Annotated in this window: 27 protein-coding genes and 1 pseudogene; 17 read left to right on the forward strand and 11 right to left on the reverse strand. The window is 61.3% G+C overall.

The window, feature by feature from the left end; genetic code table 11:
- Position 1: 1 nt before the first annotated feature.
- The 3 genes from cyaY (at position 2) to rnk (ending at position 1050) form a co-directional block, all read left to right on the forward strand.
- On the forward strand, positions 2–334 hold the full coding sequence (gene cyaY / locus HCI85_RS17005) for an iron donor protein CyaY (RefSeq protein ID WP_090254611.1): 333 nt from the start codon (positions 2–4) through the stop codon (positions 332–334).
- Positions 315–521 (forward strand): DUF1289 domain-containing protein, encoded by a 207-nt coding sequence (locus tag HCI85_RS17010; protein ID WP_167146311.1) that lies wholly within the window; start codon positions 315–317, stop codon positions 519–521. The genes cyaY and HCI85_RS17010 overlap by 20 nt, the downstream gene beginning before the upstream one ends.
- Positions 522–639: 118 nt before the next feature.
- Positions 640–1050: a nucleoside diphosphate kinase regulator gene (gene rnk / locus HCI85_RS17015; RefSeq protein WP_090254613.1), complete on the forward strand. Its 411-nt coding sequence runs from the start codon at positions 640–642 to the stop codon at positions 1048–1050.
- Positions 1051–1059: 9 nt separating this feature from the next.
- Here the strand turns inward: rnk and HCI85_RS17020 are convergent, their stop codons facing one another.
- From HCI85_RS17020 to argH, 5 genes are all read right to left on the reverse strand, one after another.
- Positions 1060–3915, reverse strand: a complete 2856-nt coding sequence (locus HCI85_RS17020; protein ID WP_167146314.1) for a class I adenylate cyclase — start codon at positions 3913–3915, stop codon at positions 1060–1062.
- 168 nt (positions 3916–4083) lie between these two features.
- Positions 4084–4329 (reverse strand): TIGR02647 family protein, encoded by a 246-nt coding sequence (locus tag HCI85_RS17025; protein WP_090254617.1) that lies wholly within the window; start codon positions 4327–4329, stop codon positions 4084–4086.
- A 176-nt stretch (positions 4330–4505) separates the two neighbouring features.
- On the reverse strand, positions 4506–4775 hold the full coding sequence (locus HCI85_RS17030; RefSeq protein WP_160086683.1) for a hypothetical protein: 270 nt from the start codon (positions 4773–4775) through the stop codon (positions 4506–4508).
- 159 nt (positions 4776–4934) lie between these two features.
- Complete coding sequence (locus HCI85_RS17035) at positions 4935–5840, reverse strand: endo alpha-1,4 polygalactosaminidase (protein ID WP_241693801.1); 906 nt, start codon at positions 5838–5840, stop codon at positions 4935–4937.
- 61 nt (positions 5841–5901) lie between these two features.
- Positions 5902–7296 (reverse strand): argininosuccinate lyase, encoded by a 1395-nt coding sequence (gene argH, locus HCI85_RS17040; protein WP_167146317.1) that lies wholly within the window; start codon positions 7294–7296, stop codon positions 5902–5904.
- A 254-nt stretch (positions 7297–7550) separates the two neighbouring features.
- Here argH and HCI85_RS17045 point away from each other — a divergent pair, with 254 nt between their 5' ends.
- The 8 genes and pseudogenes from HCI85_RS17045 (at position 7551) to rsd (ending at position 15011) form a co-directional block, all read left to right on the forward strand.
- Positions 7551–8633 (forward strand): sensor histidine kinase, encoded by a 1083-nt coding sequence (locus tag HCI85_RS17045; RefSeq protein WP_167146320.1) that lies wholly within the window; start codon positions 7551–7553, stop codon positions 8631–8633.
- Positions 8630–9376, forward strand: a complete 747-nt coding sequence (locus tag HCI85_RS17050; protein ID WP_090254627.1) for a LytR/AlgR family response regulator transcription factor — start codon at positions 8630–8632, stop codon at positions 9374–9376. Before HCI85_RS17045 ends, HCI85_RS17050 begins: the two co-directional genes overlap by 4 nt.
- A 223-nt stretch (positions 9377–9599) precedes the next feature.
- The gene (gene hemC, locus HCI85_RS17055) at positions 9600–10538 is read left to right on the forward strand and encodes a hydroxymethylbilane synthase (RefSeq protein ID WP_090254630.1); all 939 of its coding nucleotides are present in this window, start codon (positions 9600–9602) and stop codon (positions 10536–10538) included.
- 11 nt (positions 10539–10549) lie between these two features.
- Positions 10550–11290 (forward strand): annotated as a pseudogene (locus tag HCI85_RS21050) (uroporphyrinogen-III synthase); the annotation flags it as partial.
- 33 nt (positions 11291–11323) lie between these two features.
- Positions 11324–12529 carry a uroporphyrinogen-III C-methyltransferase gene (locus tag HCI85_RS21055; RefSeq protein ID WP_241693818.1) on the forward strand — a complete coding sequence of 402 codons (1206 nt, stop codon included), beginning with the start codon at positions 11324–11326 and terminating at the stop codon, positions 12527–12529.
- Positions 12526–13776, forward strand: coding sequence for a heme biosynthesis HemY N-terminal domain-containing protein (locus tag HCI85_RS17065; RefSeq protein WP_167146326.1), 1251 nt, complete (start codon positions 12526–12528; stop codon positions 13774–13776). Before HCI85_RS21055 ends, HCI85_RS17065 begins: the two co-directional genes overlap by 4 nt.
- Before the next feature lie 22 nt (positions 13777–13798).
- Positions 13799–14341 carry a DUF3833 domain-containing protein gene (locus HCI85_RS17070; RefSeq protein WP_167146329.1) on the forward strand — a complete coding sequence of 181 codons (543 nt, stop codon included), beginning with the start codon at positions 13799–13801 and terminating at the stop codon, positions 14339–14341.
- A gap of 196 nt (positions 14342–14537) precedes the next feature.
- On the forward strand, positions 14538–15011 hold the full coding sequence (gene rsd / locus HCI85_RS17075) for a sigma D regulator (RefSeq protein ID WP_090254640.1): 474 nt from the start codon (positions 14538–14540) through the stop codon (positions 15009–15011).
- Positions 15012–15023: 12 nt separating this feature from the next.
- Here rsd and HCI85_RS17080 read toward each other — a convergent pair whose 3' ends face one another.
- Entirely contained in the window at positions 15024–15668 is a 645-nt protein-coding gene (locus tag HCI85_RS17080) for an FKBP-type peptidyl-prolyl cis-trans isomerase (protein ID WP_167146332.1), read from the reverse strand.
- Positions 15669–15780: 112 nt separating this feature from the next.
- Between HCI85_RS17080 and HCI85_RS17085 the strand changes: the two genes are divergently transcribed.
- Complete coding sequence (locus tag HCI85_RS17085) at positions 15781–16677, forward strand: AlgP family protein (RefSeq protein ID WP_167146335.1); 897 nt, start codon at positions 15781–15783, stop codon at positions 16675–16677.
- Here the strand turns inward: HCI85_RS17085 and HCI85_RS17090 are convergent.
- Positions 16674–17138, reverse strand: coding sequence for a TIGR02444 family protein (locus HCI85_RS17090; RefSeq protein WP_167146338.1), 465 nt, complete (start codon positions 17136–17138; stop codon positions 16674–16676). The two genes, HCI85_RS17085 and HCI85_RS17090, sit on opposite strands and share 4 nt — an antisense overlap.
- Before the next feature lie 317 nt (positions 17139–17455).
- Between HCI85_RS17090 and HCI85_RS17095 the strand changes: the two genes are divergently transcribed.
- The 4 genes from HCI85_RS17095 (at position 17456) to rhtB (ending at position 21437) form a co-directional block, all read left to right on the forward strand.
- Entirely contained in the window at positions 17456–19366 is a 1911-nt protein-coding gene (locus HCI85_RS17095; RefSeq protein WP_167146341.1) for an ATP-binding cassette domain-containing protein, read from the forward strand.
- 8 nt (positions 19367–19374) lie between these two features.
- The gene (locus HCI85_RS17100; RefSeq protein ID WP_167147083.1) at positions 19375–19950 is read left to right on the forward strand and encodes a mechanosensitive ion channel family protein; all 576 of its coding nucleotides are present in this window, start codon (positions 19375–19377) and stop codon (positions 19948–19950) included.
- 5 nt (positions 19951–19955) lie between these two features.
- Complete coding sequence (locus HCI85_RS17105; protein WP_167146344.1) at positions 19956–20723, forward strand: TerC family protein; 768 nt, start codon at positions 19956–19958, stop codon at positions 20721–20723.
- Positions 20724–20807: 84 nt separating this feature from the next.
- The gene (rhtB, locus tag HCI85_RS17110; protein ID WP_167146347.1) at positions 20808–21437 is read left to right on the forward strand and encodes a homoserine/homoserine lactone efflux protein; all 630 of its coding nucleotides are present in this window, start codon (positions 20808–20810) and stop codon (positions 21435–21437) included.
- A gap of 15 nt (positions 21438–21452) precedes the next feature.
- On the opposite strand, the gene HCI85_RS17115 is transcribed toward rhtB, so the two are convergent.
- Positions 21453–22226: an SDR family NAD(P)-dependent oxidoreductase gene (locus tag HCI85_RS17115; RefSeq protein WP_167146350.1), complete on the reverse strand. Its 774-nt coding sequence runs from the start codon at positions 22224–22226 to the stop codon at positions 21453–21455.
- 121 nt (positions 22227–22347) lie between these two features.
- Here HCI85_RS17115 and HCI85_RS17120 point away from each other — a divergent pair, with 121 nt between their 5' ends.
- Positions 22348–24228: a cytochrome c/FTR1 family iron permease gene (locus HCI85_RS17120; protein ID WP_167146353.1), complete on the forward strand. Its 1881-nt coding sequence runs from the start codon at positions 22348–22350 to the stop codon at positions 24226–24228.
- A gap of 37 nt (positions 24229–24265) precedes the next feature.
- Here the strand turns inward: HCI85_RS17120 and HCI85_RS17125 are convergent, their stop codons facing one another.
- The 3 genes from HCI85_RS17125 to HCI85_RS17135 are packed head-to-tail and all read right to left on the reverse strand — an operon-like array spanning position 24266 to position 26011.
- Positions 24266–25009 (reverse strand): penicillin-binding protein activator LpoB, encoded by a 744-nt coding sequence (locus HCI85_RS17125; protein WP_167146355.1) that lies wholly within the window; start codon positions 25007–25009, stop codon positions 24266–24268.
- A 1-nt stretch (position 25010) separates the two neighbouring features.
- Positions 25011–25601 (reverse strand): penicillin-binding protein activator LpoB, encoded by a 591-nt coding sequence (gene lpoB, locus HCI85_RS17130; RefSeq protein WP_167147086.1) that lies wholly within the window; start codon positions 25599–25601, stop codon positions 25011–25013.
- Positions 25602–25615: 14 nt separating this feature from the next.
- Positions 25616–26011, reverse strand: a complete 396-nt coding sequence (locus HCI85_RS17135; protein ID WP_108489111.1) for a YcfL family protein — start codon at positions 26009–26011, stop codon at positions 25616–25618.
- Positions 26012–26018: the final 7 nt, after the last annotated feature.

Here is a 26018-nt window from a genome sequence, read left to right on the forward strand (position 1 = left end):
AATGAGTTTGACCGAAGCCCGCTTTCACGATCTGGTCGATGCCACCCAGCAGGCGGTGGAAGATATCTTCGATGACAGCGACCTGGACCTCGACCTGGAAAACTCCGCCGGGGTGCTGACTGTGCGTTTTGAAAACGGCACTCAGCTGATCTTCAGTCGTCAGGAGCCGCTGCGTCAGCTGTGGCTGGCGGCGCGTTCGGGCGGCTTCCACTTCGATTACGACCAGGCCAGCGAGCGCTGGATCTGCGACAGCAGCGACGAGCAGCTGGGCGAAATGCTGGCGCGTATCACCCTGGAACAATCCGGTGCCGACCTTGAGTTCGAAGAGCTCTGACGGCGCGGGCCAGGAGGTCGCCTCGCCCTGCCGTCGCCAGTGTTGTCTGGATGATCAGGATATCTGCCTGGGCTGTGGCCGTTCGCTGCAGGAGATTCTCGACTGGGGCAAAGCCGATATAGCGGGCAAACGCAGCATCTGCGCGGCTGCTGAAGCGCGCTTGCGACAGCGTAGCGCGGCACCTTGACCGGGCGGTCTTGTTTATTTGACTAGCTGTGGTACGGTCAGCCCAAGCCTTGCAAAACCCCGTCTTAGTGATGGGGTTTTGCTTTTTTCACGATCCGTAAAGGGGACATACCCGCACCATGACCAGCGCACCTTCGCTCACCATCACCCGTCTTGACCTGCAGCGCCTGGAGCATCTGCTCGACAGCCTGGATGACTTCGGCCCCAGTGCCATCGCGTTGCAGGCCGAACTGGACCGCGCCGATGTGGTTGGCCACGACGAGGTGCCGGCCGGGGTGGTGACCATGAATTCTCGGGTGCATTGCCGTGAGGAAAGCAGCGGCAAGGATTACCACCTGACCCTGGTCTATCCGCAGGACGCCGGCGGCGAAGGCTGTGTGTCGGTGCTGGCGCCGGTCGGCACGGCCCTGCTGGGGCTGTCCGTGGGTCAGCATATCGACTGGGCCGCGCCCGGCGGCAAAGTACTCAAGCTGACCCTGCTGGCGGTGGAATATCAGCCGGAAGCGGCGGGTGAGTACAGCCGCGCTTGAGTAGGCCGGTCAGGCCTTTTGCAGGGCTTGATTCAGCGCCGCCTCCAGGCGGCTCTTGTAGCGCAGGTAATGCACGCTCTGCATGTGCCCTTCGCCCAGCACTGCCGACAGATCAAGGTCGGTGATGTAGCAGGGGTAGCGCGCACCATCGCGGCGCTGCGCAAGAATGTGCTGGGCCACGGCGGCGTATAGGTCGCCAGCGTACTCCAGCTCGGAAAATTCGCGGTGATTACAGTACAGGGTGACGTGTGAGCGCTTGCCATCGCCAGGTTCGACGATGGCCTGAACGTCATAGAACGGGTGGCTGATCGGTGACAGTGGCGGCGGCCGGCGCTCCAAACGCTGTGCGCGCAAAGGCGCATCCGGTAGCACCTGGTAATACAGCACTTCCAGCGGCTGATGCGCCGGCAGGTTATCCAGCGGCAGCAAGGCGTTGCGTCGGTACAGCACCGATTGCAGGAAACGTTGCAGCGGGGTCAGCAGGCTCTGCTCATCGCGGAACGGCATCTGCTGGCGCCACAGGGCATTGTGTTCGTCGAGGACGCTGAGTTCTGCCGTGGCGCTGCCTTCGTTGAGGCGGTAGAACACCTGAATACACTGCGGTCGTCCCACGGGCAGAATCAGCGCTAGGTCTTCCCCTTCCAGGGCGCTGCGGTCCAGGTGCAGTTCGCTGTAGCCGGGCAGCTCCTCACCCAAGTGCTCGATCAGGGTGGGCAGGTCTTTCAGGCTGGTGTGGCTGACATGGCCAGGCTTCAATTCGAGCAGGTGATACTGCTGTTTGATCTGCAGCAGGTAGCGGTTGGCCTGATCGCTGCTGAAGCTCCCCAGGGTTTCGCGGAACAACTCTTCCACCCGCTCGGCAATCGCCGTGGCGCGGTTGCGGCAGAAACAGCGTACGCGCAGGTTCGGCTTCCTGCCGCGGGTGGGCAGGGCGTTGAGGAAGTCGCGCAGGCAGTCGAGCAGCGCATGTGGGCCGTCATAGCGGGTCACCAGCAGCTCGTTCCAGCTGTTCAGGGTGACCTGGTCGATGGTCAGAATCAGGTTCTCGCGCACCCCGGAATAGCCCAGTGCATCGGTGCGCTCGGTGGTCATGTGCATGTTCATCTGGCTGAACTGCCTGAGCGGGTCGACGCCAACGTTGACCAGCAGCAGCACCTCGCTGGCTACACTGGCGCTGAGCAGCGCCGCCTCATCGACAGCCGGCAAGGGCAGTGGCACCACCTGCTGCAGGCTGTTGAGCAGGTTGGACAGCTCGTACTCGGTCAGGTCACTGGCGCCTGGGTGTAAGGATAACCGTGTGCTGTTGTCGATCACGCCATTGCGCTGGCACCAGGCGAGCAGTTCGACCAGCTCGCGCGAGCGTTTGAGTGGTGAAAAGTCTTCCAGGTCCTGAGCGTTGACGCTGCCGCTGTAGAGCGCCCAGAGGGTTTCATTGGGCTCGTCCGGGCTGGGGTTCTGCGCCAGGGTCAGGGTGTCTTCAGCGAGGTCCGGGGCAATGCCCGGGTTGATAAATTCGATCTTGCCGGCCTTGCGCTCGAAGGCGGCATACAGGCGGCGGCCGAGGATGCCCAGGTCGCGGCTGTTGAGCGAGCTGCCGGCATGTTCGCTGCGGGCGAACTCGGAGAGAAAGCGGTAGCTGTAGGTCAGCTCGTTGACCAGCATGCGCCGCTCGGCGCTGACCTGGCGCACCTTCCACTGGCTGCGGCTGTCGAGCATCGCCAGTTGGCGGCTGTCCCAGTTCCAGTCGCGGGTCAGGCGCTCCAGCAGCAGGCGTTGCCAGCTTTTGCGGTTATTGCGCGGTGGGCGGCTGAGCTTCTTGTCGACCTTGAGGTACAGGCAGCGGCGGATCAGCTCCAGGCGCTCATGCTCGCCACGGGCCTTGAGGTATTCCTCTAGGCGCCGGTAGACCACGATATAGGGGTCGAGCTCATCGACATCCAGGCGATTGGCGAACACCGCCTGCTTGAAACGCAGCGACAGGCACTCGACCTTGGGGTGTTCGCTGGCGTAAACCTCGGTGAGCAGCAGCTTGAGCACCGACTTGTAGGGCGACTCGATGCCCTTGAACAATTGCCACATGCCGGCGCCGATAAATTCTTCCGGCGGAATACGTGCCAGGTGGCCGAGGTCGAGCACGTCCTCGGCGCGGATAAAGCGCTTGGCCAGCAGGGTGCTCGTGTAGTGCTGATAGCGCTGCTCTTCATACACCGGCACCAGCCACCACAGCGGCGTGCGCCCGCCTAGCCAGATGGCGGTGCGGTAGAACTCATCCAGCAGCAAGTAATGCTGGGTGGTGCCGCAGTCGTCCGAGGTCAGTTGCGCCTCGCGTTCGCCTTGGGTGAAACGCGCGGGATCAATCAGGAAGAAATGCGCTTCGGCGCCGAAGGTGGCCGCCCAGCTTTCCAGTAGCGCGCACTTCTTGTTCAACTCATGCAGCTGTTGCTGGCTCAGGTCGCTGGCGTGGCATACCCACAGGTCCATGTCGCTTTGCTCAGCCTGAGCCACGGTGCCCAGACTGCCCATCAAAAATAGGCCGTGGATTGGCAGTGTCTGTTTGCCGCGGTAGGGCTTGTAGGCGAACGAGCGGGTCAGGCGCTGCGCCTCGGACAACAGTTCGTCATCCGGTTCAAAGCCGCTGAGGCCGGCTGGGGTCAGGCCGGACACGTAGCCCGGCAGCAAAGGGTGATTGACGTGGAACAGCAGCGGCAACAGCTTCAGCACCAGTTGCTGGCGCGTCGACAGCGCCTGCATGGCGCGTTGCAGGCGGCCTTGGTTGAGTTTGAGGAAGCGCGCACGCAGCTGCGTCAGTACCTTGCGGTCGATACCGTCTTCAATGTCTGGGCGAATTTCCTCGGTACGGCTCATGCTCAGGCTCTGCAGGGCGGTGCGTGATCATGCCTGGCCAGGCGGCTGGCGGCGGATACAGGGTTATCGCCTGCGTCACGGGCAGCTTGAGAAAGCCGTTGCGACGCAGGCTGGGTTGTCTTAGAAGCAGTTTCGGTTGGGCCAGTGGACGAGGTTTTCAGGTGCTTCTTAGGCCGCTTCAGTCACATTGAGAATGGTCAGCAGAACTTGCGCGTGTTCGGCGGCGTCGAGCCCCAGGCTGGTCAGATAACCGCCGTCTGGCTGGTTGATCAGGCCTTTGTCATGCAGGCGTTGGGCAGCGGCAATCGCCGAGGGGGTGGCAGTGTGGTGAACCTTGATTCCTTCCTGAGTGGTGCCCAGGTTAAACAGCGCGAGGATTTCCAGTTCGGCAATCAGTTCAGGGGTAAAGGCCATAAGTACTCCAGCTTCTTGTTTTAGTGAGCTGCGGCCGGCGGCTGCAGCACCCGCTGCGGTAAATCGGCTGAAACAACAGGCAGCCTGCGAAGCAGTGTAGTGAAGCGCCAGGCAGTCTGCTGTGACCTGATGCTGCCAGAAGTTGGCGTGCTGTGGGGTAAATTTTTCGGCGCTGATTACGGTGCCTGTTCGGGCAACTTGGGTAGGGCGCGCAGGCCTTGCTCATAGCGGGCGAGATCGAAGGGGCGGTCATCGCGCAGCATGACGTCGATTTCATCAGCCAGCACCAGGGCCATCAGCTCGATAATCTCGTCTCGCTCGTAACCGACCAGACTCAGCTTGTTCAGCACAGCCTGGACGAAGGCCGGTTCGCCGGCTTCCAGCTGGTTTTCGATGGCCTGGATCAGGGTGTCCTGGGCAAAATCTTCGTCTTCTTGCTCGCTCATGCGCGGCTCCTTGGTGGGGCCTACAGTGTGCCATGTGTGGGCGTAAAGGCGAGTGACCGGGTACAGGCACAGTCAGTGGGGTGGGTTGCGGTGATCGTGTGATCACCGCATATGGGAGTGCAACGCTAGCTGTCGGTACACCGTTTTAGCGCGGGACTATTACTTGCAGGGTGATCCCACGGTGTTCAAGGCGCGCTTGAAGAACTGCAATTGGTAACCAGAGGCGGAAGCTTTGCTGCACAGGTTGCTGTTGTAAGAGCGGTATTCCGCGATGAAAACAGCTTTGCCCTGCTGCCTGAATAAACGGTACGCCTCGCACTCCTTGTAGGCATAGCAACTTTCGTTGAGGGCAAAGTCAAAGTCATCGACCAGGGCGGGGATCAACTCGACTGCATTTTTCAATGCAATTGCCAGGTTATGCTCATGCGCTTGCTGGCTTAACCAGCGGTTGTAGTCGATCTGGTTTGCCTCACTCAACCCCAGGCCATTGCCGTTGCTGTAGCCGTCCACATTGTCCGGTTCGACAGCATCACAACCTTTTTCGGCCGCCAAACGTATGCGTTTGGCCATGAGTGTGCGAACAGCGGGGTGGCGGATATCCAGCCAGCGTTCGCCCGGCCAGCCGTCCAGTTGTGCACCCAGTGCTTCTTTAGGGTATTGGGCGGCATCACTGCGCCAGTCTTCCCAGCTCCCCGCGCTGAAATAGCAGACCACGATACGGCCCTGGCCTTTCAGGTTGGTGATGGTGGTCGTTGAGGTGTCGAACAGGTCAATGTCATAAACCTGGCGCTCGGGGGTTTTCAGTTTGCCACTGAGTTGCCAGTGCCAGCTTGCCTGGCTGGGAATAACGATGGGTGTAGCGCTGACACAGGCGGCGAGGGTGAGCGTGCCGATGCTTGCGAGTAAGCGTTGGAAGATTTTCATGGCTTTCTCCAGTGCGCAGACGAGTGTCTGGCGGCGTGGAGGAAAGTATTTGGCCTGCAGGAAAGAGTACGCCAGCGGCTGGCGGCGGGTTTGTTCGCATTTTGCAGGGCTGTTTGCAAATTGACGCTGTTTTTTTGGCATTGTCAGTTCAGGTCTTATGCCGGCAGCGAATAAGGGCGCGACGGGGTCGCGCCCGTAGGGTTTAGCGCAAGGCGAGTAGCGCCTGGCCGCGCGCCACCGCTGCTCTTACCTGATTCGGTGCGGTGCCGCCGATATGGTTGCGAGCATTGACCGAGCCTTCCAGCGTCAGCACGGCAAACACGTCCTGTTCGATCTGTTCGCTGAACTGGCGCAGTTCTTCCAGGCTCATCTCGGCCAGATCCTTGCCGGACTCGACGCCGTATTTCACCGCATGGCCGACGATTTCGTGACAGTCACGGAACGGCAGGCCCTTGCGTACCAGGTAGTCGGCCAGATCAGTGGCGGTGGAGAAGCCGCGCAGCGCCGCTTCCCGCATGATCGCGTGCTTGGGCTTGATCGCCGGGATCATGTCGGCAAAGGCGCGCAAGCTGTCGCGCAGGGTATCGGCGGCGTCGAACAGCGGTTCTTTGTCTTCCTGGTTGTCCTTGTTGTAGGCCAGCGGCTGGCCTTTCATCAGGGTCAGCAGGCCCATCAGTGCGCCGAACACGCGGCCGGTCTTGCCGCGCACCAGCTCGGGTACGTCGGGGTTTTTCTTCTGCGGCATGATCGAGCTGCCCGTGCAGAAGCGATCCGGCAGGTCGATAAACTGGAACTGCGCGCTGGTCCACAGCACCAGCTCTTCGGAGAAGCGCGACAGGTGCATCATGGCAATCGAGGCAGCGGCGCAGAATTCGATGGCGAAGTCGCGATCCGACACGCCATCCAGCGAGTTGCCGCCAACGGCGTCGAAACCGAGCAGTTGCGCGGTAACTTCGCGCTGAATCGGGTAGGTGGTGCCGGCCAGCGCTGCCGAGCCCAGCGGCATGCGGTTGGTACGCTTGCGGCAATCCACCAGGCGCTCGTAGTCGCGGCTAAGCATTTCGAACCAGGCCAGCAGGTGGTGGCCGAAGGTTACTGGCTGAGCGGTTTGCAGGTGGGTGAAGCCCGGCATGATGGTCTCGGCTTCACGCTCGGCCTGCTCCAGCAAGCCCTGCTGCAGGCGGGTGATCTCGGCCAGGATCAGGTCGATTTCGTCGCGTAGCCACAGGCGGATATCGGTGGCCACCTGGTCGTTGCGGCTACGGCCGGTGTGCAGCTTCTTGCCGGTGACGCCGATGCGGTCGGTCAGGCGCGCTTCGATGTTCATGTGCACGTCTTCCAGGTCGACGCGCCAGTCGAACTGGCCGGCTTCGATCTCGCTCTGAATCTGCGTTAGGCCGTCGACGATGGCGTCGCGCTCGGCATCATTCAGCACGCCGACCTTGGCCAGCATGGTGGCGTGGGCGATGGAACCCATGATGTCGTGGCGATACAGGCGCTTGTCGAATTCGACGGAGGCGGTAAAGCGGGCAACAAAGGCATCGACTGGCTCGCTGAAGCGGCCGCCCCAGGATTGGTTGGTTTTTTCAGTGCTCATGGGCTTCGCTCGGCTGGTGCGCTAAAACGGGCTGGCCGCGCTGGGGCGGCCGGCAAGACGGAAAAGTGCGCCGATAATAACAGGCTGGCCGGCAAATTCGCCGCGTCGCTTTGTCGGTGGGCGCAGCTAGGCTGCAGTGGAGCAATGTTGCGCCGTTCACAGTTTTACCGCGGCGAGCGCATTTCGGTGCTTTATTTTGCCCGGTCGCAGCTGTCTATCTTGCTGCTGGCGCGGGTCACGCGGAAACTGCGGCGATGAAAATAAAAAGCGCTTTATCAGAAAAACAACCACCACTGGTCGATGACTTCTTCGTGCCCGAACTCTGCCAGCCAGAAGCTCTGCTGAGCATGGTGCTGCTGGCTGAGTTGTTGGTGCTGGTGTTGGTGTTGTCCGAGCCGATGCTGCCGGGCTTCGATTGGGTGCGCCTGGCGCTGACGTCGCTGTTTGTGCAATGGATCGTGCTGCTCTCGGCCGCCGTGCTGTGCCGTCTGCGTCCGCTGATGGCGCGCATGCCGGCAGCCACGGCCGGCGCCTTGTGCTGCGCGATTGTGGTCACTCTGAGCCTGATCTGTACCGCAGTGGCGGACTATTACGAGCTGGGCGGGCCGCTGCCGCGTACTGGAGAGGTCAATCTGTATCTGCGCCATGCCTTGATCAGTCTGATCATGTCGGCGTTGCTGCTGCGCTATTTCTACCTGCAGAGCCAGTGGCGCAAGCAGGAGCAGGCCGAGTTGCGCGCGCGCATCGAGTCGCTGCAGGCGCGCATCCGCCCGCACTTTCTGTTCAACAGCCTGAACAGCATTGCCAGCTTGGTGGTGGTCGACCCCTACAAGGCCGAGCAGGCGGTGCTGGATTTGTCCGACCTGTTTCGCGCCAGCCTGGCCAAGCCCGGTAGTCTGGTGCCCTGGCGTGAAGAGCTGGAGCTGGCGCAACGATATTTATCGATTGAGCGCTATCGGCTCGGCGAGCGTCTACAGTTGCAGTGGGAGATTGTTGATGTGCCGGACGATCTGCCCATTCCACAACTGACGTTGCAGCCTTTACTGGAAAACGCCTTGATCTACGGTATTCAGCCGCGCATTGAGGGTGGCCTGGTGCGGGTCGAAGCAAGTTATCACGATGGGGTATTCCAGCTGTGCGTGAGCAATCCATACGAACAAATAGGCGAGGAGCCGCCGTCGCGCGGTACCCATCAGGCGCTGACCAATATCGATGCGCGGCTGGTGGCACTTTTCGGGCCGCGGGCCAGTCTCAGCGTAGAGCGCCGTGACGGACGCCACTTCACTTGTCTACGCTATCCTTGTGCGAGACCCAAGCAGGAAGCCCGTGCATTATGAATGTCCTGATTGTCGATGATGAACCCCTGGCCCGAGAGCGCCTAAGCCGCATGGTGGGCGAACTCGATGGCTATCGCGTGCTTGAACCCGCAGCCAGCAACGGCGAGGAGGCCCTGAGCCTGATCGACAGCCTGAGGCCGGATGTGGTGTTGCTGGATATCCGCATGCCGGGCCTTGATGGCTTGCAGGTGGCAGCAAGGCTATGTGAGCGCGAGGCGCCGCCAGCCGTTATTTTCTGCACCGCTCATGATGAATTTGCCTTGGAAGCCTTTCAGGTCAGCGCCGTGGGCTATCTGGTCAAACCAGTTCGTGCGGAAAGCCTCAGCGAAGCACTGAAGAAAGCTGAACGGCCCAACCGCGTGCAACTCGCCGCCCTGACCCGTCCAGCAGTAGACAGCGGTGGTGGCCCGCGCAGCCACATTAGTGCACGCACCCGCAAAGGCATTGAGCTGATTCCGCTGGATCAGGTGATCTACTTTATTGCCGACCATAAATACGTAACCCTGCGTCATGCGGGCGGCGAAGTACTGCTGGATGAGCCGCTGAAAGCCTTGGAAGACGAATTCGGTGATCGCTTTGTGCGTATCCACCGTAATGCCCTGGTTGCCCGCGAGCGTATCGAGCGCTTGCAGCGCACGCCGCTTGGGCATTTTCAGCTGTTCCTCAAGGGCATGAATGAGGAAGCACTGATTGTCAGCCGCCGGCATGTGGCCGGGGTGCGTAAGCTGATGCACAACCTTTAGCGTTCTGACTGGATCTGCTGCACGTCGGCGATCCTGCGTTGGAAACAGGCTCGGAATGCTCATTTACAACAGTAAACTCCGCTTCCTCGCCTGTTTCCGCCTTGTCTCACTCTAGCGCGCAAGATCCGATACTGGTTGCTAAGGCGCTTTAGCTGCTAGGGTCGCAGGCCTGATCTGGGCCAGCCTGTTATTATCCCCGGCAGTTCGTTTTCTGGAATTGCCCATGTCTCGCGAAATCCGCATTGCCACCCGTAAAAGTGCCCTGGCCCTGTGGCAGGCCGAACACGTCAAGGCCCGCCTGGAACAGGCGCACCCTGGCCTCAAGGTCAGCCTGGTGCCCATGGTCAGCCGTGGCGACAAGCTGCTCGACGCGCCGCTGGCTAAGATTGGCGGCAAGGGATTGTTTGTCAAAGAGCTGGAAACCGCGATGCTTGAGAACCAGGCCGACATCGCCGTGCATTCGATGAAGGATGTGCCGATGGACTTCCCCGAAGGCCTGGGCCTTTACTGCATCTGCGAGCGGGAAGATCCGCGCGATGCCTTCGTTTCCAATACCTATGCCAGCCTCGATGCCTTACCCGCAGGCAGCGTGGTCGGCACCTCCAGTCTGCGCCGTCAGGCACAGCTGCTGGCGCGCCGTCCTGATCTGAAAATCCAGTTTCTGCGTGGCAACGTCAATACCCGTCTGGCCAAGCTGGATGCTGGCGAGTACGACGCTATTATCCTGGCCGCGGCCGGCCTGATTCGCCTGGGGTTCGAAGCGCGCATCCGTTCCTCGATCAGCGCTGAAGACAGCTTACCAGCAGGTGGTCAGGGCGCTGTAGGTATCGAATGCCGTACTGCCGACAGCGAGATCCATGCCCTGCTGGCGCCTCTGCATCACCGTGACACCGCACTGCGGGTGACCGCCGAGCGCGCACTTAACAAGCATCTGAACGGCGGCTGCCAAGTGCCAATCGCCTGCTACGCGGTGCTCGAGGGCGAGCAGCTGTGGCTGCGCGGCCTGGTCGGTCAGCCGGATGGCGGTTTGCTGCTGCGGGCGGAAAACCGTGCTCCGCTAGCGCAAGCCGAACAGCTGGGTGTGCAGGTCGCTGAAGCCCTGTTGGCCCAGGGTGCTGCGGCCATTCTGCAAGCTGTTTACGGCGAGGCCGCTGCCGAGTGACGGGTTGGCGTGTGCTGCTGACGCGACCGGCCCAGGAATCGGCTGCGCTGGCGGCAACCTTGGCCGAACAGGGCATCTACAGCAGCAGCTTGCCGTTGTTGGCCATCGAGGCGCTGAGCGAGAGTGCCGAGCAGCGCGCCACGCTTGCCGATCTGCAGCGCTATAGCGCGGTGATCGTGGTGAGCAAGCCGGCGGCGCGGCTGGCGCTTGATCTGTTGGATCGCTACCAAACGCCAGTGTCTGCCGAGCAGCCCTGGTTCAGCGTCGGTGCAGCCACTGCGCAAGTTCTCCGCGAGCGAAGCCTGCAGGTGCACTATCCAGAGCAGGCCGATGACAGCGAGGCGCTGCTCGCCCTGCCGCAACTGCAGCAGGCGTTGACGGCGGCTGCCAGCCCACGGGTGTTGATCCTGCGTGGCGAGGGTGGCCGAGAGCTACTGGCCGAGCGCTTGCGCGGCCAAGGCGTGCAGGTGGACTATCTGCCATTGTATCGCCGGGTGCTGCCGGATTACCCGCCGGCTGCGCTCGCCGAACGCATTCAGGAGGAACGCCTGAACGCGCTGGTGGTCAGCAGTGGGCAGGGCTTTGTGCATTTGCGTGAGCTGGCCGCTGAAGCTTGGGCCGAGCTGGCCCAGCTACCCTTGTTTGTACCCAGCCCGCGAGTGGCCGAAATGGCCCGTGCGGCAGGTGCACAATTTGTTGTGGACTGCCGCGGCGCGAGTGCCGCGGCGTTGCTGGCAGCCTTGCAGGCGCAACCTGCCCCGATCTCTGACGCAAAGGATGGATACGTGAGCGAAGCAACTACTCCGAAAGAGCAAGCCCCGCAGGATCACGATGTGAACCAACAGCCGTCCGAGCCTGTGCAGGCTGCGGCGAAACCCGTTACACCCGCAGCGGTTGCGGGCAAACCCGCTTCGCGTGGCAACGGCCTGGCACTGCTGGCTTTACTGGTTGCGGCGGCCGGTGCCGGTGCAGGCGGTTGGGGGCTTTGGCAGTTGCAGGCGCTGGACACTCGCGAGCAACAACAGCAAGGCCAGTTGCAGGACGCGCGCAGTGAAGCGCAAAGCCTGGCGCAGACGGGTAAGCAATTAGAGGCTCGCCTCGATCAGCTACCGAGTGTCGAGGAGCTGGAAACCCGTCGCCGCCTGCTGGCACAGCTGCAGGGCGATCAGCAGCTGCTCAACCAGCGCCTGGAAACCGTGCTGGGTGCCAGCCGGCAGGATTGGCGCCTGGCCGAGGCCGAGCATCTGCTGCGCCTGGCCAGCCTGCGCCTGTCCGCGTTGCAGGACATCAACAGCGCCACCGCGCTGGCGCAGGCTGCCGATGAAATCCTCCACGAACAGGATGATCCCGCCGCATTTGCTGCCCGCGAGCAATTAGCCAAGAGCCTGCAAGCGCTGCGCTCGACCGCCAACCCAGATCGTACCGGGCTGTTTCTGCAACTGGGCGCCCTGCGCGATCAGGTGGCACAACTCAATGCCCTGGCCCCGAGTTTCAGCGGTGAGGGCGGTGTGCTCAGCGAGCTGGCTGACGAAGGTGTCATGGAGCCGCAATGGTGGCAGCGCGGCCTGCAGACCTTGTCGGAATACTTCCGCATCGATTTCAACGCCGACCGCAATATCCGCCCTGTGCTCGCCGGGCAGAGCCTGACCCAGGTGCGTCTGGCCCTTAGTCTGGCGCTGGAGCAGGCGCAGTGGGGCGCACTGCACGGTCAAACGGCGGTGTACCAGCAAGCCCTGCAGCAGGCGCGTGAGGTGCTGGACGCGCACTTCGATGTGGACAACCCCAACAGCCGCGCCCTGCGTGCGCGTATTGATGAATTAGCCGAGCGCCCGATTGCAGTGACGCCGCCGGACCTCAGCCAGACGCTGAATGCCGTGCAAGCCTATCTTCAGGCCAAGCAGGCCGCGCGCAGTCAGCAGCAGGTCGAAGCTGAGCCCGCCGCTGCAGCCACCGATGATGTTGAGGCGCAACTGCAGGAGGCGCTGCAATGAAGCGCTTCTGTTGGTTGCTGCTGATCCTGGCGCTGGTTGCCGGCGTCGCCAGCTTGGTGTTGTTCGGTTTGCCGCTGGCTGAGCACAAGGGTTATGTGCTGATTGCTTTCCAGGGCTTTCGATATGAGTCCAGCCTGTGGGCATTTGTCGCTCTGGTGCTGGCGCTCTGGCTGCTGGTTTATCTGCTGCGATTGAGCGTGAGGTTGCTGGTGACATCGGGGGGCCTGCTCAACCCGTGGTCACGCTTGCACAAACGTCGTCGCGTGCGGTTGGCATCCGAGCAGGGTTTTCTCGATCTTGCCGAAGGTCGCTGGGCACGTGCTTTGCGTCATCTTAAACAGGCGGCCAACGACTCGCCGCAACCATTGAGCTACTACCTCGGCGCCGCGCAGGCCGCGCATCAGCTGGGGCATCACAGTGACAGCGATGACTTGTTGGAGCAGGCGCTCAATCGCCAGCCGCAGGCTGAGCTGGCGATTGCGCTGCAGCACGCCGAATTACAGCTGGCGCGCGGCCAGACGGCGGATGCGCTGGACACCCTGCAGGCCATGCGCTCGCGTCATCCGCACCATCACCTAGTCTTGCGTCAGCTGCAGCAGCTGTATCTGCAGGCGGGCGATTGGTCAGCGTTGCTCGGCCTGCTGCCAGAGTTGCGCAAGGAAAAAGCCCTGGGCAATGCCGAGTTGAGCGAGCTTGAGCGTCAGGCCTGGCGTGGCCGCTTGTTGCAAGCTGCGCAGACGGCTGATGGCGAGGCGCCTGCCGCACTGCTGGCGTTGCAGCACGCATGGCAGGCCATGCCAACCGCACAGCATCAGGAGCCCGAACTGCTGGCGATTTACGCCGAGCAACTGCGCCTGCTGGGCGCCGAAGTTGAGGCTGAAGCGCTGCTGCGCCCTTACTTGAAACAGCACTACGACACCGCTCTGGTGCGCCTGTACGGCTTGCTGCGAGGCAGCGACTTGGGCAAGCAGCTGCAAGCCGCCGAAGCTTGGCTGAAGCAACACCCGCAGGATGCCGGGCTTTTGCTGACGTTGGGGCGGTTGTGCTTGCACAGTCAATTATGGGGCAAGGCCAAGGATTATCTGGAAACCAGTCTGGCCTTTCAGCGTCACCCGGAAACATGTGCCGAGCTGGCTCGTCTATTGGCGCAACTGGGTGAGCTGGAGCGCAGCAATAGCCTGTATCAGGAAGGCCTGCGCTTGCTCGACGCACGGTTGTGCACGCCGGCCTTGTCCGTTGAAAACTGAATAACTGTTGCCCGAGGTGCTTATGCGAACGTTGTTGATGGGTTGTCTGATGGTGCTTTTGCTAGGGTGCGCCGGCCCGCAGGTGAGTGATTACGCCAATGAGCAGCCGCGCCTGGAGCTGAGCGATTACTTCAAGGGTGATATGCAGGCCTGGGGGATGTTCCAGAACCGCTCCGGCGAAGTGGTCAAACGCTTCCATGTAGCCATGACCGGCACCTGGAAGGGCGATGTAGGCGTGCTGGATGAGCGCTTTACCTACAGCGATGGCAGCGCCGAGCGGCGCGTCTGGACCCTTAAAAAACAGGCTGACGGCAGCTGGCGTGGCACGGCAGACGATGTGGTTGGCGAGGCTATCGGTGAGGTGGCCGGCAACGCCCTGCACTGGCGTTACAAACTGCGGCTAAAGGTCGATGATTCAACCTATGTGGTTGATTTTGATGACTGGATGTTCCTGATGGATGGCCAGGTGATGCTCAACCGTGCACGTATGTCGAAGTGGGGGATCGATCTGGGTCAGGTTACCCTGAGTTTTTACAAGCCCGCCGTGGCGGGTAAAGCCGAATAGTCGCCGGTTAAACGCTTGTATGAAATTTTCTCCGGCGCTACCTTGAAGGCCTAGGCCGGCGGGAATAATCTGGCTCTTAGATACCGCCGGAAAGTTGCCGTTTCGCGGCTGTCTTCCCAGACCTTGCACGGACTGACAAAAAACTGTCTCGATGCGGGCGTACAACACTAATAGCAATAGGGAAGTAGAGGTCATCATGCTCGAGAGTTGTCAGAACGCCCAGGAACGTTGGGGTGGAGTTCACCTGCTGATCGACCGCTGGCTGCAAGAGCGCAAGGAATTGGTGAGTGCCTACGCGGCCATCAACAGTTCGCCGCAAGCGCCGAGCGCCAACGCAGAGCCGCTGCAGCACTTCTGCGAAATCCTGGTTGACTATGTGTCCGCTGGCCATTTCGAGGTGTACGAACAGTTGACCAGCGAAGCCAAGGCCTTTGGTGACCAGCGTGGCCTCGATTTGGCCAAGCAGATTTACCCGCGCATTGAGGTCATCACCGAAGTGGCGCTGGCGTTCAACGACCGCTGTGACAATGGCGATTGCCATGACTCGGTCTCGCTGATCGACGAGCTGAAACGCTTAGGGCAGTTGTTGCACGAGCGGTTTGAGCTGGAGGACTGCTTGATTGAAGTCCTGCACAACGCCCATCAGGAACAGGCCACGCCTGCCCTCTGATACGCCGGCGCGTTACTCCTTGGTGTCGAGCAATTCCAGCTCGAACACCAGGGGCGAGTAGGGTGGAATCAAATCTCCCGCACCTTCTTCGCCATACGCCTGCGTCGATGGAATCACCAAACGCCATTGTGCGCCGACTGGCATCTGCTGCAGCGCACTGCGCCATCCGGCGATCACGCTGTCCAAGCGAAACCACTGCGCAGTCTGACTTTCATCAAACTGACTGCCATCCGCCAAGAAGCCGATATAGCGCACCTGAATACGATCCTTCGGGCCTGGTTTGCGGCCGTTGCCGGCGCGCAGCTCCTGCATCAATACGCCATCTTGCAGTACGCGTACACCGGCCTTGGCTTTTTCCATGGCGAGAAAGCGCTGTTCGGCCGTCTTGGCTTTTTCAACGCGCTCGGGCGCGTTAGCCAGTTGCGCTTCATGCTCGGCTAGCAGGCTTTCGATGCGTTTGGCATCCACTGCCAGCGGCTCATTGCGGTAAGCCTGACGCAGGCCATCGAGCAGCGCTTGCAGTTCCAGATCCGGTACTTCGTCGCGCAGTCGCTCGCCGAGTTTTACCCCCAAGCTGTAAGCCAGGTCGTGGGCGTGCTCGTCTGCTTGAGACAAGGGCGCGAGCAGGCAGAGCAATAACAGGGCAAAACGTGGCATGGGGGTTCTCCGGCGAAGATGCGCCGATTATGCCAGCCAGGTGCGGCGAGGTGGCAAGGCGGACAAAAGGAGGTCTAGTATGACGCCATCTTCATCCGCCAGGAGGCGTGTCATGTCGGCAACAAAGAATGCAAAGAAGAAATCAGTGAGTACCCCGCTGCACCTGCTGCAGCAACTTTCCAGCAGCCTGCTTGAGCATCTTGAAGATGCCTGCACGCGTGCTTTGGTTGATGCCGAGAAGTTGCTCGCCAAGTTGGAAAAGCAACGCGGCAAGGCCCAGGAAAAACTGCATAAAGCCCGCAGTAAAATGCAGGATTCAGCGGTAGCCGGCAAAGCCAAGGCGCAGGCCAAAGGTAAAGAAGCCGTGGCTGAGCTGGAGCAATTGCTCGATACCCTGAAAGACCGCCAAAGTGAAACCCGTACCTACATCGCCAGCCTTAAGCGCGACGCACAGGAAAGCCTGAAGCTCGCTCAGGGCGTTGGAAAGGTTAAAGAAGCCGTAGGCAAAGCGCTCGATAGCCGTTCCGCCAAGGCCGCAGTGGTCAAACCTGCTGCCAAGCCAGCCGCAACTAAAGCTCCGGCCAAACCCGCAGCCAGCAAGCCAGCGGCTAAACCTGTCACTAAAGCTGCTGCGCCAGCTGCCAAGGCCCCGGCTAAAGCGCCCGCCAAACCGGCTGCCAAAGCACCGGCCAAGGCTGTCAGCAAAGCTCCCGTCGCGGCAAAGCCAGCAGCCAAGGCACCTGCCAAACCTGCGGCGAAAAAACCAGCAGCCAGCGCGGCCAAGCCTGAAGCGAGCAAGCCGGTGGCACAGCCTGCCAAGGCAGCTGCTAAACCTGCGGTGAAAAAGGCTCCGGCGGCTAAACCTGCCAGCAAGCCTGCTGCAAAACCTGCAGCCAAGCCGGTTGTGAAGAAAGCTGCCGCCAAGCCCGTTGCTGCCAAACCAGTGGTTGCCGAAGCGCCTGCTGCACCTGTCGGCAGCAATGGCAGCACTCCGCCCAGCGCTGTTTAAGCGCTGAGGTGTGCCGCCGCGATGCGCAGCGTTTGCAGCGCATCGCGGTTGCACTGCTGTGTAGCCAGTCTTTCCAGCCAATTCAGCGGCGCGTTCGCCGCTTGGCTTGACCAGTCCTGAGTACAGGCTGCCAACCGTTCCAACTGCTCGCGCTCTGCGGTCAGCTCCAGCTGTTTGATCTGTTCACGTAATTGCGCCAGGTCATGATCGCTCTGCGCTTGCTCGCGCCAGCTTTGGCGCAATTGGCGCAGCGGTACTACTACCTGCTGTTGCCAGGGTTGCGCGATATTGCGTAACGCATCGCTGCGCTCGTTGGTGCAGGTAATCTGCCGGCGTTCTAGCCAGGCGGCGCAAAGCAGCAGGCACACGTCCGCCCCTTGCGTTTGCAACAGCAGGCACGCGGCCCCGACGCCAGGGCGTTGATACAGTGCTTCGGCGAATCGCCACAGGTCAGTAGGCATGGTGCTTTCCGGGTTTCACTAGGGTCTGTTCCCGTTTCATTCACGGCCGCGCCGGAGCCTGTTTTTGCGCGAGGCAAGGCGCGAGACACGAAGTTTGGTTGTTCCAAATGAGTGTCGAGAAACGCAGTATCGCGCAAAAACAGGCCCGGCCCTTTGGGTTGCGCGGGAAATGGCCCCCGCTGTTGTTGCAGGACTTGGCAAGGGAATGACCATTACCTGCGTCCTGCGCCTAACCGGGGGCCATTGCTCGCGGCAACGCGGCTCGCGATGAAACGGGAACAGACCCTAAAGGGACTCTGGTAGACTCCGCCGCCATTATGATCCGACTCCAGAACCTGACTTTACAGCGTGGCCCTCAGCGTCTGCTAGAAGACGCTGAGATGGCCCTGCACCCCGGCCACAAAGCCGGCTTGATCGGCGCCAACGGCGCCGGCAAATCCAGCCTGTTTGCCCTGTTTCGTGGCGAGCTGAGTGCGGACGCGGGCGACTGCCTGATTCCCGCCGATTGGCGTGTGGCGCATATGCGCCAGGAGATCGATGCGGTCGAGCGTCAGGCAGTCGACTATGTGCTCGATGGCGACCTGCAACTGCGCAAGGTGCAGGCCGAACTGGCTGTGGCCGAAGCGGCGCATGATGGCGCAGCCGTGGCGCGGTTGCACACCGAGCTGGACACCCTCGACGGCTACAGTGCCGATGCCCGTGCGCGCAAGCTGCTCGCCGGTCTGGGTTTTGACAGTGCGCAGATGGATCGCCGCGTCGGCGACTTCTCCGGTGGCTGGCGCATGCGCCTGAACCTGGCGCAGGCGCTGATGTGCCCGTCTGATTTGCTGTTGCTCGATGAGCCGACCAACCACCTCGATCTCGATGCAATCCTCTGGCTGGAAAGCTGGCTGAAAGGTTACCCCGGTACCTTGCTGCTGATCTCCCATGACCGCGATTTCCTGGATGCCGTAGTGGACCACGTTGCTCACCTCGACCAGCAGAAGCTGACCCTCTATCGCGGCGGCTATTCGGCCTTCGAGCGCACCCGCGCCGAGCGCCTGGCTCAGCAGCAGCAGGCGTACGAGAAGCAGCAGGCGCAGCGCGCGCACATGGAAAAGTACATCGCCCGCTTTAAGGCCCAGGCCACCAAGGCGCGTCAGGCGCAGAGCCGGATCAAAGCGCTGGAACGCATGGAAGAGCTGTCGGCCGCGCACGTCGATTCGCCGTTTGATTTCAGCTTCCGTGAGGCCGACAAGATCTCCAGTCCGCTGCTCAGTCTGAGCGAAGGCCGCCTGGGTTACGGCGACAAGGTGGTGCTGGAGAAGGTCAAACTGAACCTGTCTCCCGGCGCGCGCTTGGGCCTGCTCGGACCGAACGGGGCGGGTAAGTCGACCCTGATCAAAAACCTGTCGAACGAACTGCAGCCCATCAGTGGCCATCTGCAACGGGGTGAGAACCTGGTGGTCGGCTACTTCGCCCAGCATCAGCTCGATGCCCTGGATGACAAGGCCAGCCCATTGCTGCACTTCCAGCGCCTGGCCCCGACCGAGCGTGAGCAGACCCTGCGCGACTTCCTAGGTGGTTTCGACTTCCGCGGTCCGCGTTGCGACGAGCCGGTGCTGAATTTCTCCGGCGGTGAGAAAGCCCGCCTGGCCCTGGCGCTGATTGCCTGGGGCAAACCCAACCTGTTGCTGCTCGATGAACCGACCAACCACCTCGACCTGGAAATGCGCCTGGCGCTGACCATGGCGCTGCAGGAGTTTTCCGGCGCAGTGGTGGTGGTGTCGCACGATCGCCATCTGCTGAAAAGCACCACCGACGAGTTCCTGCTGGTCGCCGATGGTCAGGTGCAGCCGTTTGATGGTGACCTGGAAGACTACGCACGCTGGCTGGTGGATTACCGCACGCGGCAGGCGCCGACCAGCAGTGGTGAAAGCAATCCGGATAAAGCCGACAAGCGTGTGCAGCGTCAGGCCGCAGCAGCTTTGCGTCAGCAATTGGCGCCGCATAAGCGCGAAGCCGACAAGCTGGAGAAAGAACTGGGCCAGTTGCACGAGAAGCTCGCTGCCGTCGAAGCGCGTCTGGGCGCCAGCGGCATCTACGAGGCCGCGCGCAAGGACGAGCTGCGTGACGCCCTGGCCGAACAGGCCAAGCTGAAAAGTCGCGAAGCCGATCTTGAAGAACGCTGGATGCTCGCGCTGGAAACCCTCGAAGCTCTGCAAGCCGAGCTGGAGGCCGCCAGTTGAGCATCACCCTGCCGACGCTGGAATGGCTGACGACCTGGCAAGAGCCGTTGCTGCGCACCGGTCAGGTCATCCTGATTGTGCTGCTGGCCTGGTTGTTTCAGCGCATTCTCACCCGTGGCATCACCCGCCTCGGTAACCGCTACCCGCAGTTGCCGGCCGAGTTGCTGATGCCGCTGCGCGGTCTGCTGCGCTGGCTGATTCTCGGTAGCGCATTCATGTTGGTGCTGGAGCGACTGGGCGTTTCCGCGCAGGTGCTGTGGACCGCACTGACCGGCTTTGCCGCCGTCGCTGCAGTGGCCTTTTTCGCCATCTGGAGCGTGTTGTCCAACATGTTCTGCGCGTTGTTGATCTTCGCCATGGGGCCGTTTCGTATTGGTGATTGTGTCGAAGTGCTGGAAAGCGCCGACAAGCCCGGGGTGCGCGGCAGGGTGATGGCGATCAACCTGTTCTATACCACCCTGGAAGATCTCAGCGGTGATGCCCCTGGTGCCTGGGTGCAGATTCCCAATAGCCTGTTTTTTCAAAAAGCCGTGCGCCGCTGGCGCAATGGCGAACTCCCACCTGTACGTACTAGCGAGAACTGATTCCTATGGAATGGCTGGCCAGCCCTGAACTCTGGGTCGCGTTTCTGACCCTGACCGCCCTGGAAATTGTCCTGGGCATCGACAACATCATCTTTATCTCGATCCTGGTCAGCCGTCTGCCCAAGCATCAGCAACCCAAGGCGCGCTTCTTCGGCCTGGCCCTGGCGATGGGCACGCGGATTCTCCTGCTGCTGTCGATCAGCTGGGTGATGCGCCTGACCGCCGATCTGTTCCATGTGTTCGATCAGGGTTTCTCTGGCCGTGATCTGATTCTGTTCTTCGGTGGTCTGTTCCTGTTGTGGAAGAGTACTGCGGAGATCTTCCACAGCCTGGAAGGCGAAGAAGAAGCCCAAGCCGTGGGTGGCAAGACCTATGGCTTTATGGGGATCATCGTACAGATCGCGATCATCGACATCGTGTTCTCCCTGGACTCGGTAATCACTGCGGTCGGCCTGGTCGACAACGTGCCCGTCATGGTCGCGGCCATTGTGATTTCGGTGATCGTAATGATGCTGTCAGCCGGCACCATCAGCGACTTTATCGACAAGCACCCGAGCCTGAAAATTCTTGCCCTGTCGTTCCTCATCGTGGTCGGTACCGTGTTGATCGCCGAAGCCTTCGAGGTGCATGTGCCGAAGGGGTATGTGTACTTCGCCATGGCCTTCTCGCTGGCGGTGGAAGCCGTCAATATCCGCATGCGTACCGCTCGTGCTCGTGCACGCAAGGAAGAAGACGCGGAGCCGGTGCAGTTGCGCAAGGACTTGCCAAACTAAGCCACAGGCTGGGCGAGGCAATCGACAAGGGGTAGGCTAAGGCCTACCCCTTTTTATTTCGCATTTGTTTAATGGAGAAATGCCATGGCACTGGAAACCTGGCTTGCGTTCTTTGTGGCCTGTTGGGTCATTAGCCTGTCGCCGGGTGCCGGGGCGATTGCCTCGATGTCGGCCGGGCTGCAATACGGGTTTTTGCGTGGTTACTGGAATGCTCTGGGCCTGCAGCTGGGCCTGGCCTTGCAGATTGCCATCGTAGCCGCCGGTGTTGGGGCGATTCTGGCGGCGTCGGAGCTGGCTTTCAGCCTGATCAAATGGTTTGGCGTGGTTTATCTGGTGTACCTCGGTTATCGCCAGTGGCAGGCGCTGCCCAGTGAGATGACCGCACAGACCGAGCGCCCCATCGGCCGACCGCTGACCCTGGTGCTGCGCGGCTTTCTGGTCAACTTCAGCAACCCCAAGGCGATTGTCTTTATGCTCGCGGTGCTGCCGCAGTTCCTTAACCCGCAGGCACCGCTGCTGATGCAGTACATGGTGATGGGGGTGACCATGATCTGCGTCGACCTGATTGTTATGGCCGGTTACACCGGTCTGGCTGCCCGGGTGTTGGGCGCGCTGCGTTCGCCACGTCAGCAGAAGCTGATGAACCGCACATTTGGCGCGCTGTTTGTCGGCGCGGCGGCACTGCTGGCCAGCGTGCGGCGCGCGCCGGTCTGAACTGCGCGGGTTGAGTTACCAGGGAATTGGTTGGCCATCCCAGCCCCAGAAGCTGCCTGTCTGCGCCGGTCCGTGCTGTTCGATCTGCGCAAGCAGGCATCCGGCTGAGTAGTTTGGGGTAAACAGTTTGTCGGCTGGCACATTCGCCTGAAAGGGTTTCGACAGTTCGGTGTCGGTGGTGCCAGGGTGCAGGCTGAGCACGCAGCTGTTGGGGTTGAGACGGCTCAACTCGATGCTCGCGGTGTGCAGCAGTTGGTTCAGCGCGGCCTTGCTGGCACGGTAGCTGTACCAGCCGCCGAGGCGGTTGTCGCCAATCGAACCGACCCGTGCCGACAGCGCCGCCACGGTGCAGGTGTGCTGACCACGCAGCAGCGGCAGCAGGTGCTTGAGCAGCAGAATCGGCGCAAAGCTGTTGCGTTGAAAGGTTGCCAGTAGCCCTTCAAGACTGATCTGGCTTAGGCCTTTCTCGGCTTTCGCTGCGCCGTCCTGCAGCACACCAACGGTACACAGCAACAGGTGCAGGCGTGGTATGGCTGCACGTAAATGTATGGCCATCGCGCTCAGCGCCTGTTCATCGCACACGTCCACATCCAGGCAGCGCAGGCGTTGGCCGTATTGCGCTTGCAGCTCAAGCAAGCCGGGCGCCTGATTGGCGTGTCGGGCGATGGCCCACACTTCAGCAATATCGGCGCGCGCCAGCAGCTGCGCGGTGAGGGCTAGGCCGATTCCCCGGCTGGCACCGCAGACCACGACATGCGCTGGTTCTTCCAGGCGTTGCCAAAACGTCATCGCATCACTCCTGCATCCTTGCGACGATCCGTCGCAGGCCATGGTCGATCAAAGGTTGAGGAAAATCATTAGGAGGGTAACAATCGAATGTCATCCATTCGTATTTGGGATCCACTCCTATATGACTTCCGTATTACGTTTCTGCAGCTGGTTGCTGATGCCTGTGTTGGCATTCTGCAGCCTGGCTGTTATGGCCGAGCCCATTGACGGCGCGGCGCAAGCGTTGCATCTGCTCGGTTACCTGGGCGCTGACTACCCGGCCACCGTGGCTAATGGTCAGGTAATCGACTCCGGTGAGTACCGTGAGCAGCTTGAGTTTCTTACTGTACTGCAAGGGCTGATCGTTGCACTGCCAGCGCGTAACGAGCAAGCCGAGTTGCAGCAGGGCGTTGCCAGCTTGCGTCAGGGCATTGAGCAACGTGTCGACGGCGGCCAGGTTGCGCTGCAGGCCCGGCAGTTGGCCGCGACCTTGGCCAGCGCTTATGGCGTCAGTCAGACCCCAGCCATCACCCCCGATCCTAGTCGTGGCGCGCCGCTGTTTGCCCAGCACTGCAGCGTGTGCCACGGCGACAGCGGTGCGGGTGATGGGCCGGCCGGTGTCGGCCTGGAGCCGCCACCAGCCAACCTGCGCGACCTGGCGCGGCTCAACCGGTTGAGCCTGTATGACCTGTTCAACACCATCGGTCTGGGCATCGAAGGCACCGATATGGCGGCTTTTGCCGATCAGTTGGATGAGCGTCAGCGCTGGGACCTGGCCAGTTATATCGCCGGCTTCAGTGCCGAGCCGGTTGCCGCCGGCGCGCCATTCACGATGGCGGAGCTGGCCGGCACGACCCCGGATGAAGTGGCCGCCGCGCAGGGCGATGAGGCGGCTGCACGCTTCCGTATCCAGCGGGCTCAGCCTCCGGTACAACAGCGTGGCCCGCTGCAGTTGATTGAGCACACTCGCGCCACCCTTGAGCAGAGCCTCGCAGCCTACCGCGCCGGCGATCACGAGCAGGCCTATGACCTTTCTGTCGGTGCCTATCTGGAAGGCTTCGAGCTGGTCGAAAGCGCCCTGGATAACCTTGACTCGGTGCAGCGCAAGACCACCGAGCGTACGCTGATGGCTTACCGCCAGGCGCTGCAGGATGGTCTGTCGGTACCCCTAGCGGCGCAGCGGCTGGAGCAGGCCAAGGCCGAGCTGGCGACGTCTGCCGCGTTGCTCGACAGCGATGGCTTGTCGGACTCACTGAGTTTCTTCTCCAGCCTGCTGATCCTGCTGCGTGAAGGGCTGGAGGCGATTCTGGTGCTGGCGGCGATTCTCGCCTTCCTGCGCAACACCGGCCAGCAACAGGCGGTGCGCAGCGTGCATATCGGCTGGGGCCTGGCACTGCTGGCCGGCGCGGGCACCTGGGCGCTGGCGGCGTATTTGATTGATGTCAGCGGCGCGCAGCGTGAGCTATTGGAAGGCGTGACTGCGTTGTTTGCCAGCGTGATGGTGCTCTGGCTCGGGGTGTGGATGCATGACCGCCGGCATGCGGCGGCCTGGCAGGATTACATCAAGAGCAGCCTGGTCGGCGGTGGCGGGCGTTTCGGCTTTGCCGTGCTGGCGTTCTTCTCGGTGTACCGCGAGTTGTTCGAAGTCATCCTGTTCTACGAAACCCTCTGGCTGCAGGCCGGTCCGCAAGGCCACGGCATGGTGCTGGCGGGTGCGGCGGCGGCTTTGGTTCTGCTGCTGGGGCTGGCCTGGGTGATTCTGCGCGGCTCACGCAAACTGCCGCTGGCGACCTTCTTTGGCGTCAATGCGGTGTTGCTCTGTGTGCTCTCGGTGGTATTCGCCGGCCATGGCGTCGCGGCGCTGCAGGAAGCTGGAGTGCTCGGTACTCGGCCAGTGGCATTCTTTGAATTCGACTGGCTGGGTATTCACGACGATGCCTACAGCCTGGCGGCCCAGGCTGCGGCGCTGGCAGCCATCATCCTGTTGTATGGGCGCAGCCAATTGACTCGCAAGGTCGCCTGAGCCAGAAAAGACAGGCGGCCATCGGGCCGCCTGTGGATTAACGCAGAATGACCGGCGCTTCGTTGGGGGGCAGTGTGCTGTTGCCTGACGGGCTTTGCAGGCCAGGGTTACGGTTACCGAGCAGTTGCTCGTGCAACTGACCGGCAACGTCTTCACCCAGCGCCTTGGACACATCGCGGATTACTCGACCGCGATTGGGGGTGACGCGGATATCGTTGCCATTGACCAGTTTCACGTCCTGTGCTTCACCCATGGCGGTGAACGCCGAGGTGATTTCGTAGGTTCGGGTGTTGATCAGGCTGAAATCCGCCACCAGGGTCAGGCCGAGCACCTTGGAGTAGCTGTCGGTTTCGGCTATGTCGTTGAGGTCCTGGCGGAAGTCGATATCCGACAGGGTGCCGAACAGCACATAGTCAGCGCCCTTGAAGTGACCCTGCTTGATCCGCGCGATGACGTCGTAGAGGCCTTCGTTCTGCTTGGCGGTGTAGGGTTTGCCCTGAATCAGCTGGAACATCCGTGATTTGAGGATCTCGCCCTTGATGTCACCGGTGAACTTGCGTAGTTCGCCGCGCTCAACGTAGCTGTAGGTTCCTTCCACTTCGTTGTAGCTGGACGAGTTGCTTGCCGAAAAGCCACTGGCCTGTGCCTGGCTGTGCGCGCTGACCACGCGGATGTATTCGCGTACACGTTCCTCGTAAGCCAGATCGGTGACCGCGACCTTGGGTGCAGCCTGGGCCAGCCCGGCGATGCCGAGCAGCAGTAATGCGATCAGATGCTTCATCTCAACGCTCCGTAGTTTTGCGGATTTCTTTTTCGTCCATCCACTCGGCCAGGCCGCTTTCCACATCGACCAGTTGCAGGCTGAACTTGTAGAACACGTCTTTGTAATCGCTGCTGCGTTTGACGATGGAGCTGATCGAGCCTTCCAGGCGGTATTGGGCAGCAATCATGTTGCCGGTTTTGGCTACCGTGGAGTTCTTGTACAGGCCGCTCTGGTTCTGCAGCTTCAGCTGGTCAACCTGGCTCTGCATGTCGACATTGTCACTGGCGAAACGGGCTACACCGCTCTTCAGCAACTGGGTCTTGATCGATGTGGTGATTTCGCGGGTATCGATGTACTCGCTGGTCTTGTTCTTCACATCGTATACCTGCACCACCGGACGACCCTGCAGCACGCCAGCCTGAGCCAGCGAGCGGGTCATCGATTCGGCGATCATCTGCAGATCGGTGGAGCCGAATTCATTGGTTACCAGCTCGACAGCCTTGCTGTCGCCATAGCTGACATTGCCGCCACCGAGCACGGGCGACGAGGTGGAGGCACAGCCACTGGCCAGCAGAGCAAGGGCGGCTACGAAGGAAAGGCGTGCAAACAACATGGCGATCTCTCTTAACGGAACAGGTTGACGTTATTGTCGGGCGTCTGGACTTCCAGACGGAAATCGGTGGCCTGCGGCACTGGGGCGATGGCGGGCAGGTAGGCGGTTTGCGTGCCGTACAGGGTCAGGCTTTTCCAGCCTTCTTCGCCGGCAACCGGGAACCCGTCATTGCCCAGCCAGGCAAAGCGGTAGTACATGGATTTGTTTTTGTGGCTGCTGTTCTTCAGTTCGACTTTGACGGTGAGAAAACCGTTTTCACGGGCAACGCGCATGGCACCCACTTCGATGTGCTCCATGCTGCCGAGCGATACCACCTTGCTGGCCGCGCTGCCTGGTGCAGGCGGGGGCGGTGTGGCACAGCCGGCCAACAGGGCCAGGCCGAAAATGGCAAAAAGCGGACGTGACATCATCTGT

Origin of the sequence: Pseudomonas sp. OTU750018 (genome assembly GCF_011636575.1) — a bacterium.
Classification (GTDB): domain Bacteria; phylum Pseudomonadota; class Gammaproteobacteria; order Pseudomonadales; family Pseudomonadaceae; genus Aquipseudomonas; species Aquipseudomonas peli.

Excerpts from the sequence above, each read along its gene's own strand:
- HCI85_RS17080 (WP_167146332.1), bottom strand. The coding sequence starts at position 15,668 with ATGCCACGTTTTGCCCTGTTATTGCTCTGCCTGCTCGCGCCCTTGTCT.
- HCI85_RS17050 (WP_090254627.1), top strand. The coding sequence starts at position 8,630 with ATGAATGTCCTGATTGTCGATGATGAACCCCTGGCCCGAGAGCGCCTA.
- rnk (WP_090254613.1), top strand. The coding sequence starts at position 640 with ATGACCAGCGCACCTTCGCTCACCATCACCCGTCTTGACCTGCAGCGC.
- hemC (WP_090254630.1), top strand. The coding sequence starts at position 9,600 with ATGTCTCGCGAAATCCGCATTGCCACCCGTAAAAGTGCCCTGGCCCTG.
- cyaY (WP_090254611.1), top strand. The coding sequence starts at position 2 with ATGAGTTTGACCGAAGCCCGCTTTCACGATCTGGTCGATGCCACCCAG.
- rsd (WP_090254640.1), top strand. The coding sequence starts at position 14,538 with ATGCTCGAGAGTTGTCAGAACGCCCAGGAACGTTGGGGTGGAGTTCAC.
- HCI85_RS17135 (WP_108489111.1), bottom strand. The coding sequence starts at position 26,011 with ATGTCACGTCCGCTTTTTGCCATTTTCGGCCTGGCCCTGTTGGCCGGC.
- HCI85_RS17070 (WP_167146329.1), top strand. The coding sequence starts at position 13,799 with ATGCGAACGTTGTTGATGGGTTGTCTGATGGTGCTTTTGCTAGGGTGC.
- HCI85_RS17120 (WP_167146353.1), top strand. The coding sequence starts at position 22,348 with ATGACTTCCGTATTACGTTTCTGCAGCTGGTTGCTGATGCCTGTGTTG.
- rhtB (WP_167146347.1), top strand. The coding sequence starts at position 20,808 with ATGGCACTGGAAACCTGGCTTGCGTTCTTTGTGGCCTGTTGGGTCATT.
- HCI85_RS17065 (WP_167146326.1), top strand. The coding sequence starts at position 12,526 with ATGAAGCGCTTCTGTTGGTTGCTGCTGATCCTGGCGCTGGTTGCCGGC.
- HCI85_RS17085 (WP_167146335.1), top strand. The coding sequence starts at position 15,781 with ATGTCGGCAACAAAGAATGCAAAGAAGAAATCAGTGAGTACCCCGCTG.
- HCI85_RS17020 (WP_167146314.1), bottom strand. The coding sequence starts at position 3,915 with ATGAGCCGTACCGAGGAAATTCGCCCAGACATTGAAGACGGTATCGAC.
- HCI85_RS17115 (WP_167146350.1), bottom strand. The coding sequence starts at position 22,226 with ATGACGTTTTGGCAACGCCTGGAAGAACCAGCGCATGTCGTGGTCTGC.
- HCI85_RS17090 (WP_167146338.1), bottom strand. The coding sequence starts at position 17,138 with ATGCCTACTGACCTGTGGCGATTCGCCGAAGCACTGTATCAACGCCCT.
- HCI85_RS17035 (WP_241693801.1), bottom strand. The coding sequence starts at position 5,840 with ATGCCAAAAAAACAGCGTCAATTTGCAAACAGCCCTGCAAAATGCGAA.
- argH (WP_167146317.1), bottom strand. The coding sequence starts at position 7,296 with ATGAGCACTGAAAAAACCAACCAATCCTGGGGCGGCCGCTTCAGCGAG.
- HCI85_RS17045 (WP_167146320.1), top strand. The coding sequence starts at position 7,551 with ATGAAAATAAAAAGCGCTTTATCAGAAAAACAACCACCACTGGTCGAT.
- HCI85_RS17105 (WP_167146344.1), top strand. The coding sequence starts at position 19,956 with ATGGAATGGCTGGCCAGCCCTGAACTCTGGGTCGCGTTTCTGACCCTG.
- HCI85_RS17095 (WP_167146341.1), top strand. The coding sequence starts at position 17,456 with ATGATCCGACTCCAGAACCTGACTTTACAGCGTGGCCCTCAGCGTCTG.
- HCI85_RS17030 (WP_160086683.1), bottom strand. The coding sequence starts at position 4,775 with ATGAGCGAGCAAGAAGACGAAGATTTTGCCCAGGACACCCTGATCCAG.
- HCI85_RS17025 (WP_090254617.1), bottom strand. The coding sequence starts at position 4,329 with ATGGCCTTTACCCCTGAACTGATTGCCGAACTGGAAATCCTCGCGCTG.
- HCI85_RS17125 (WP_167146355.1), bottom strand. The coding sequence starts at position 25,009 with ATGAAGCATCTGATCGCATTACTGCTGCTCGGCATCGCCGGGCTGGCC.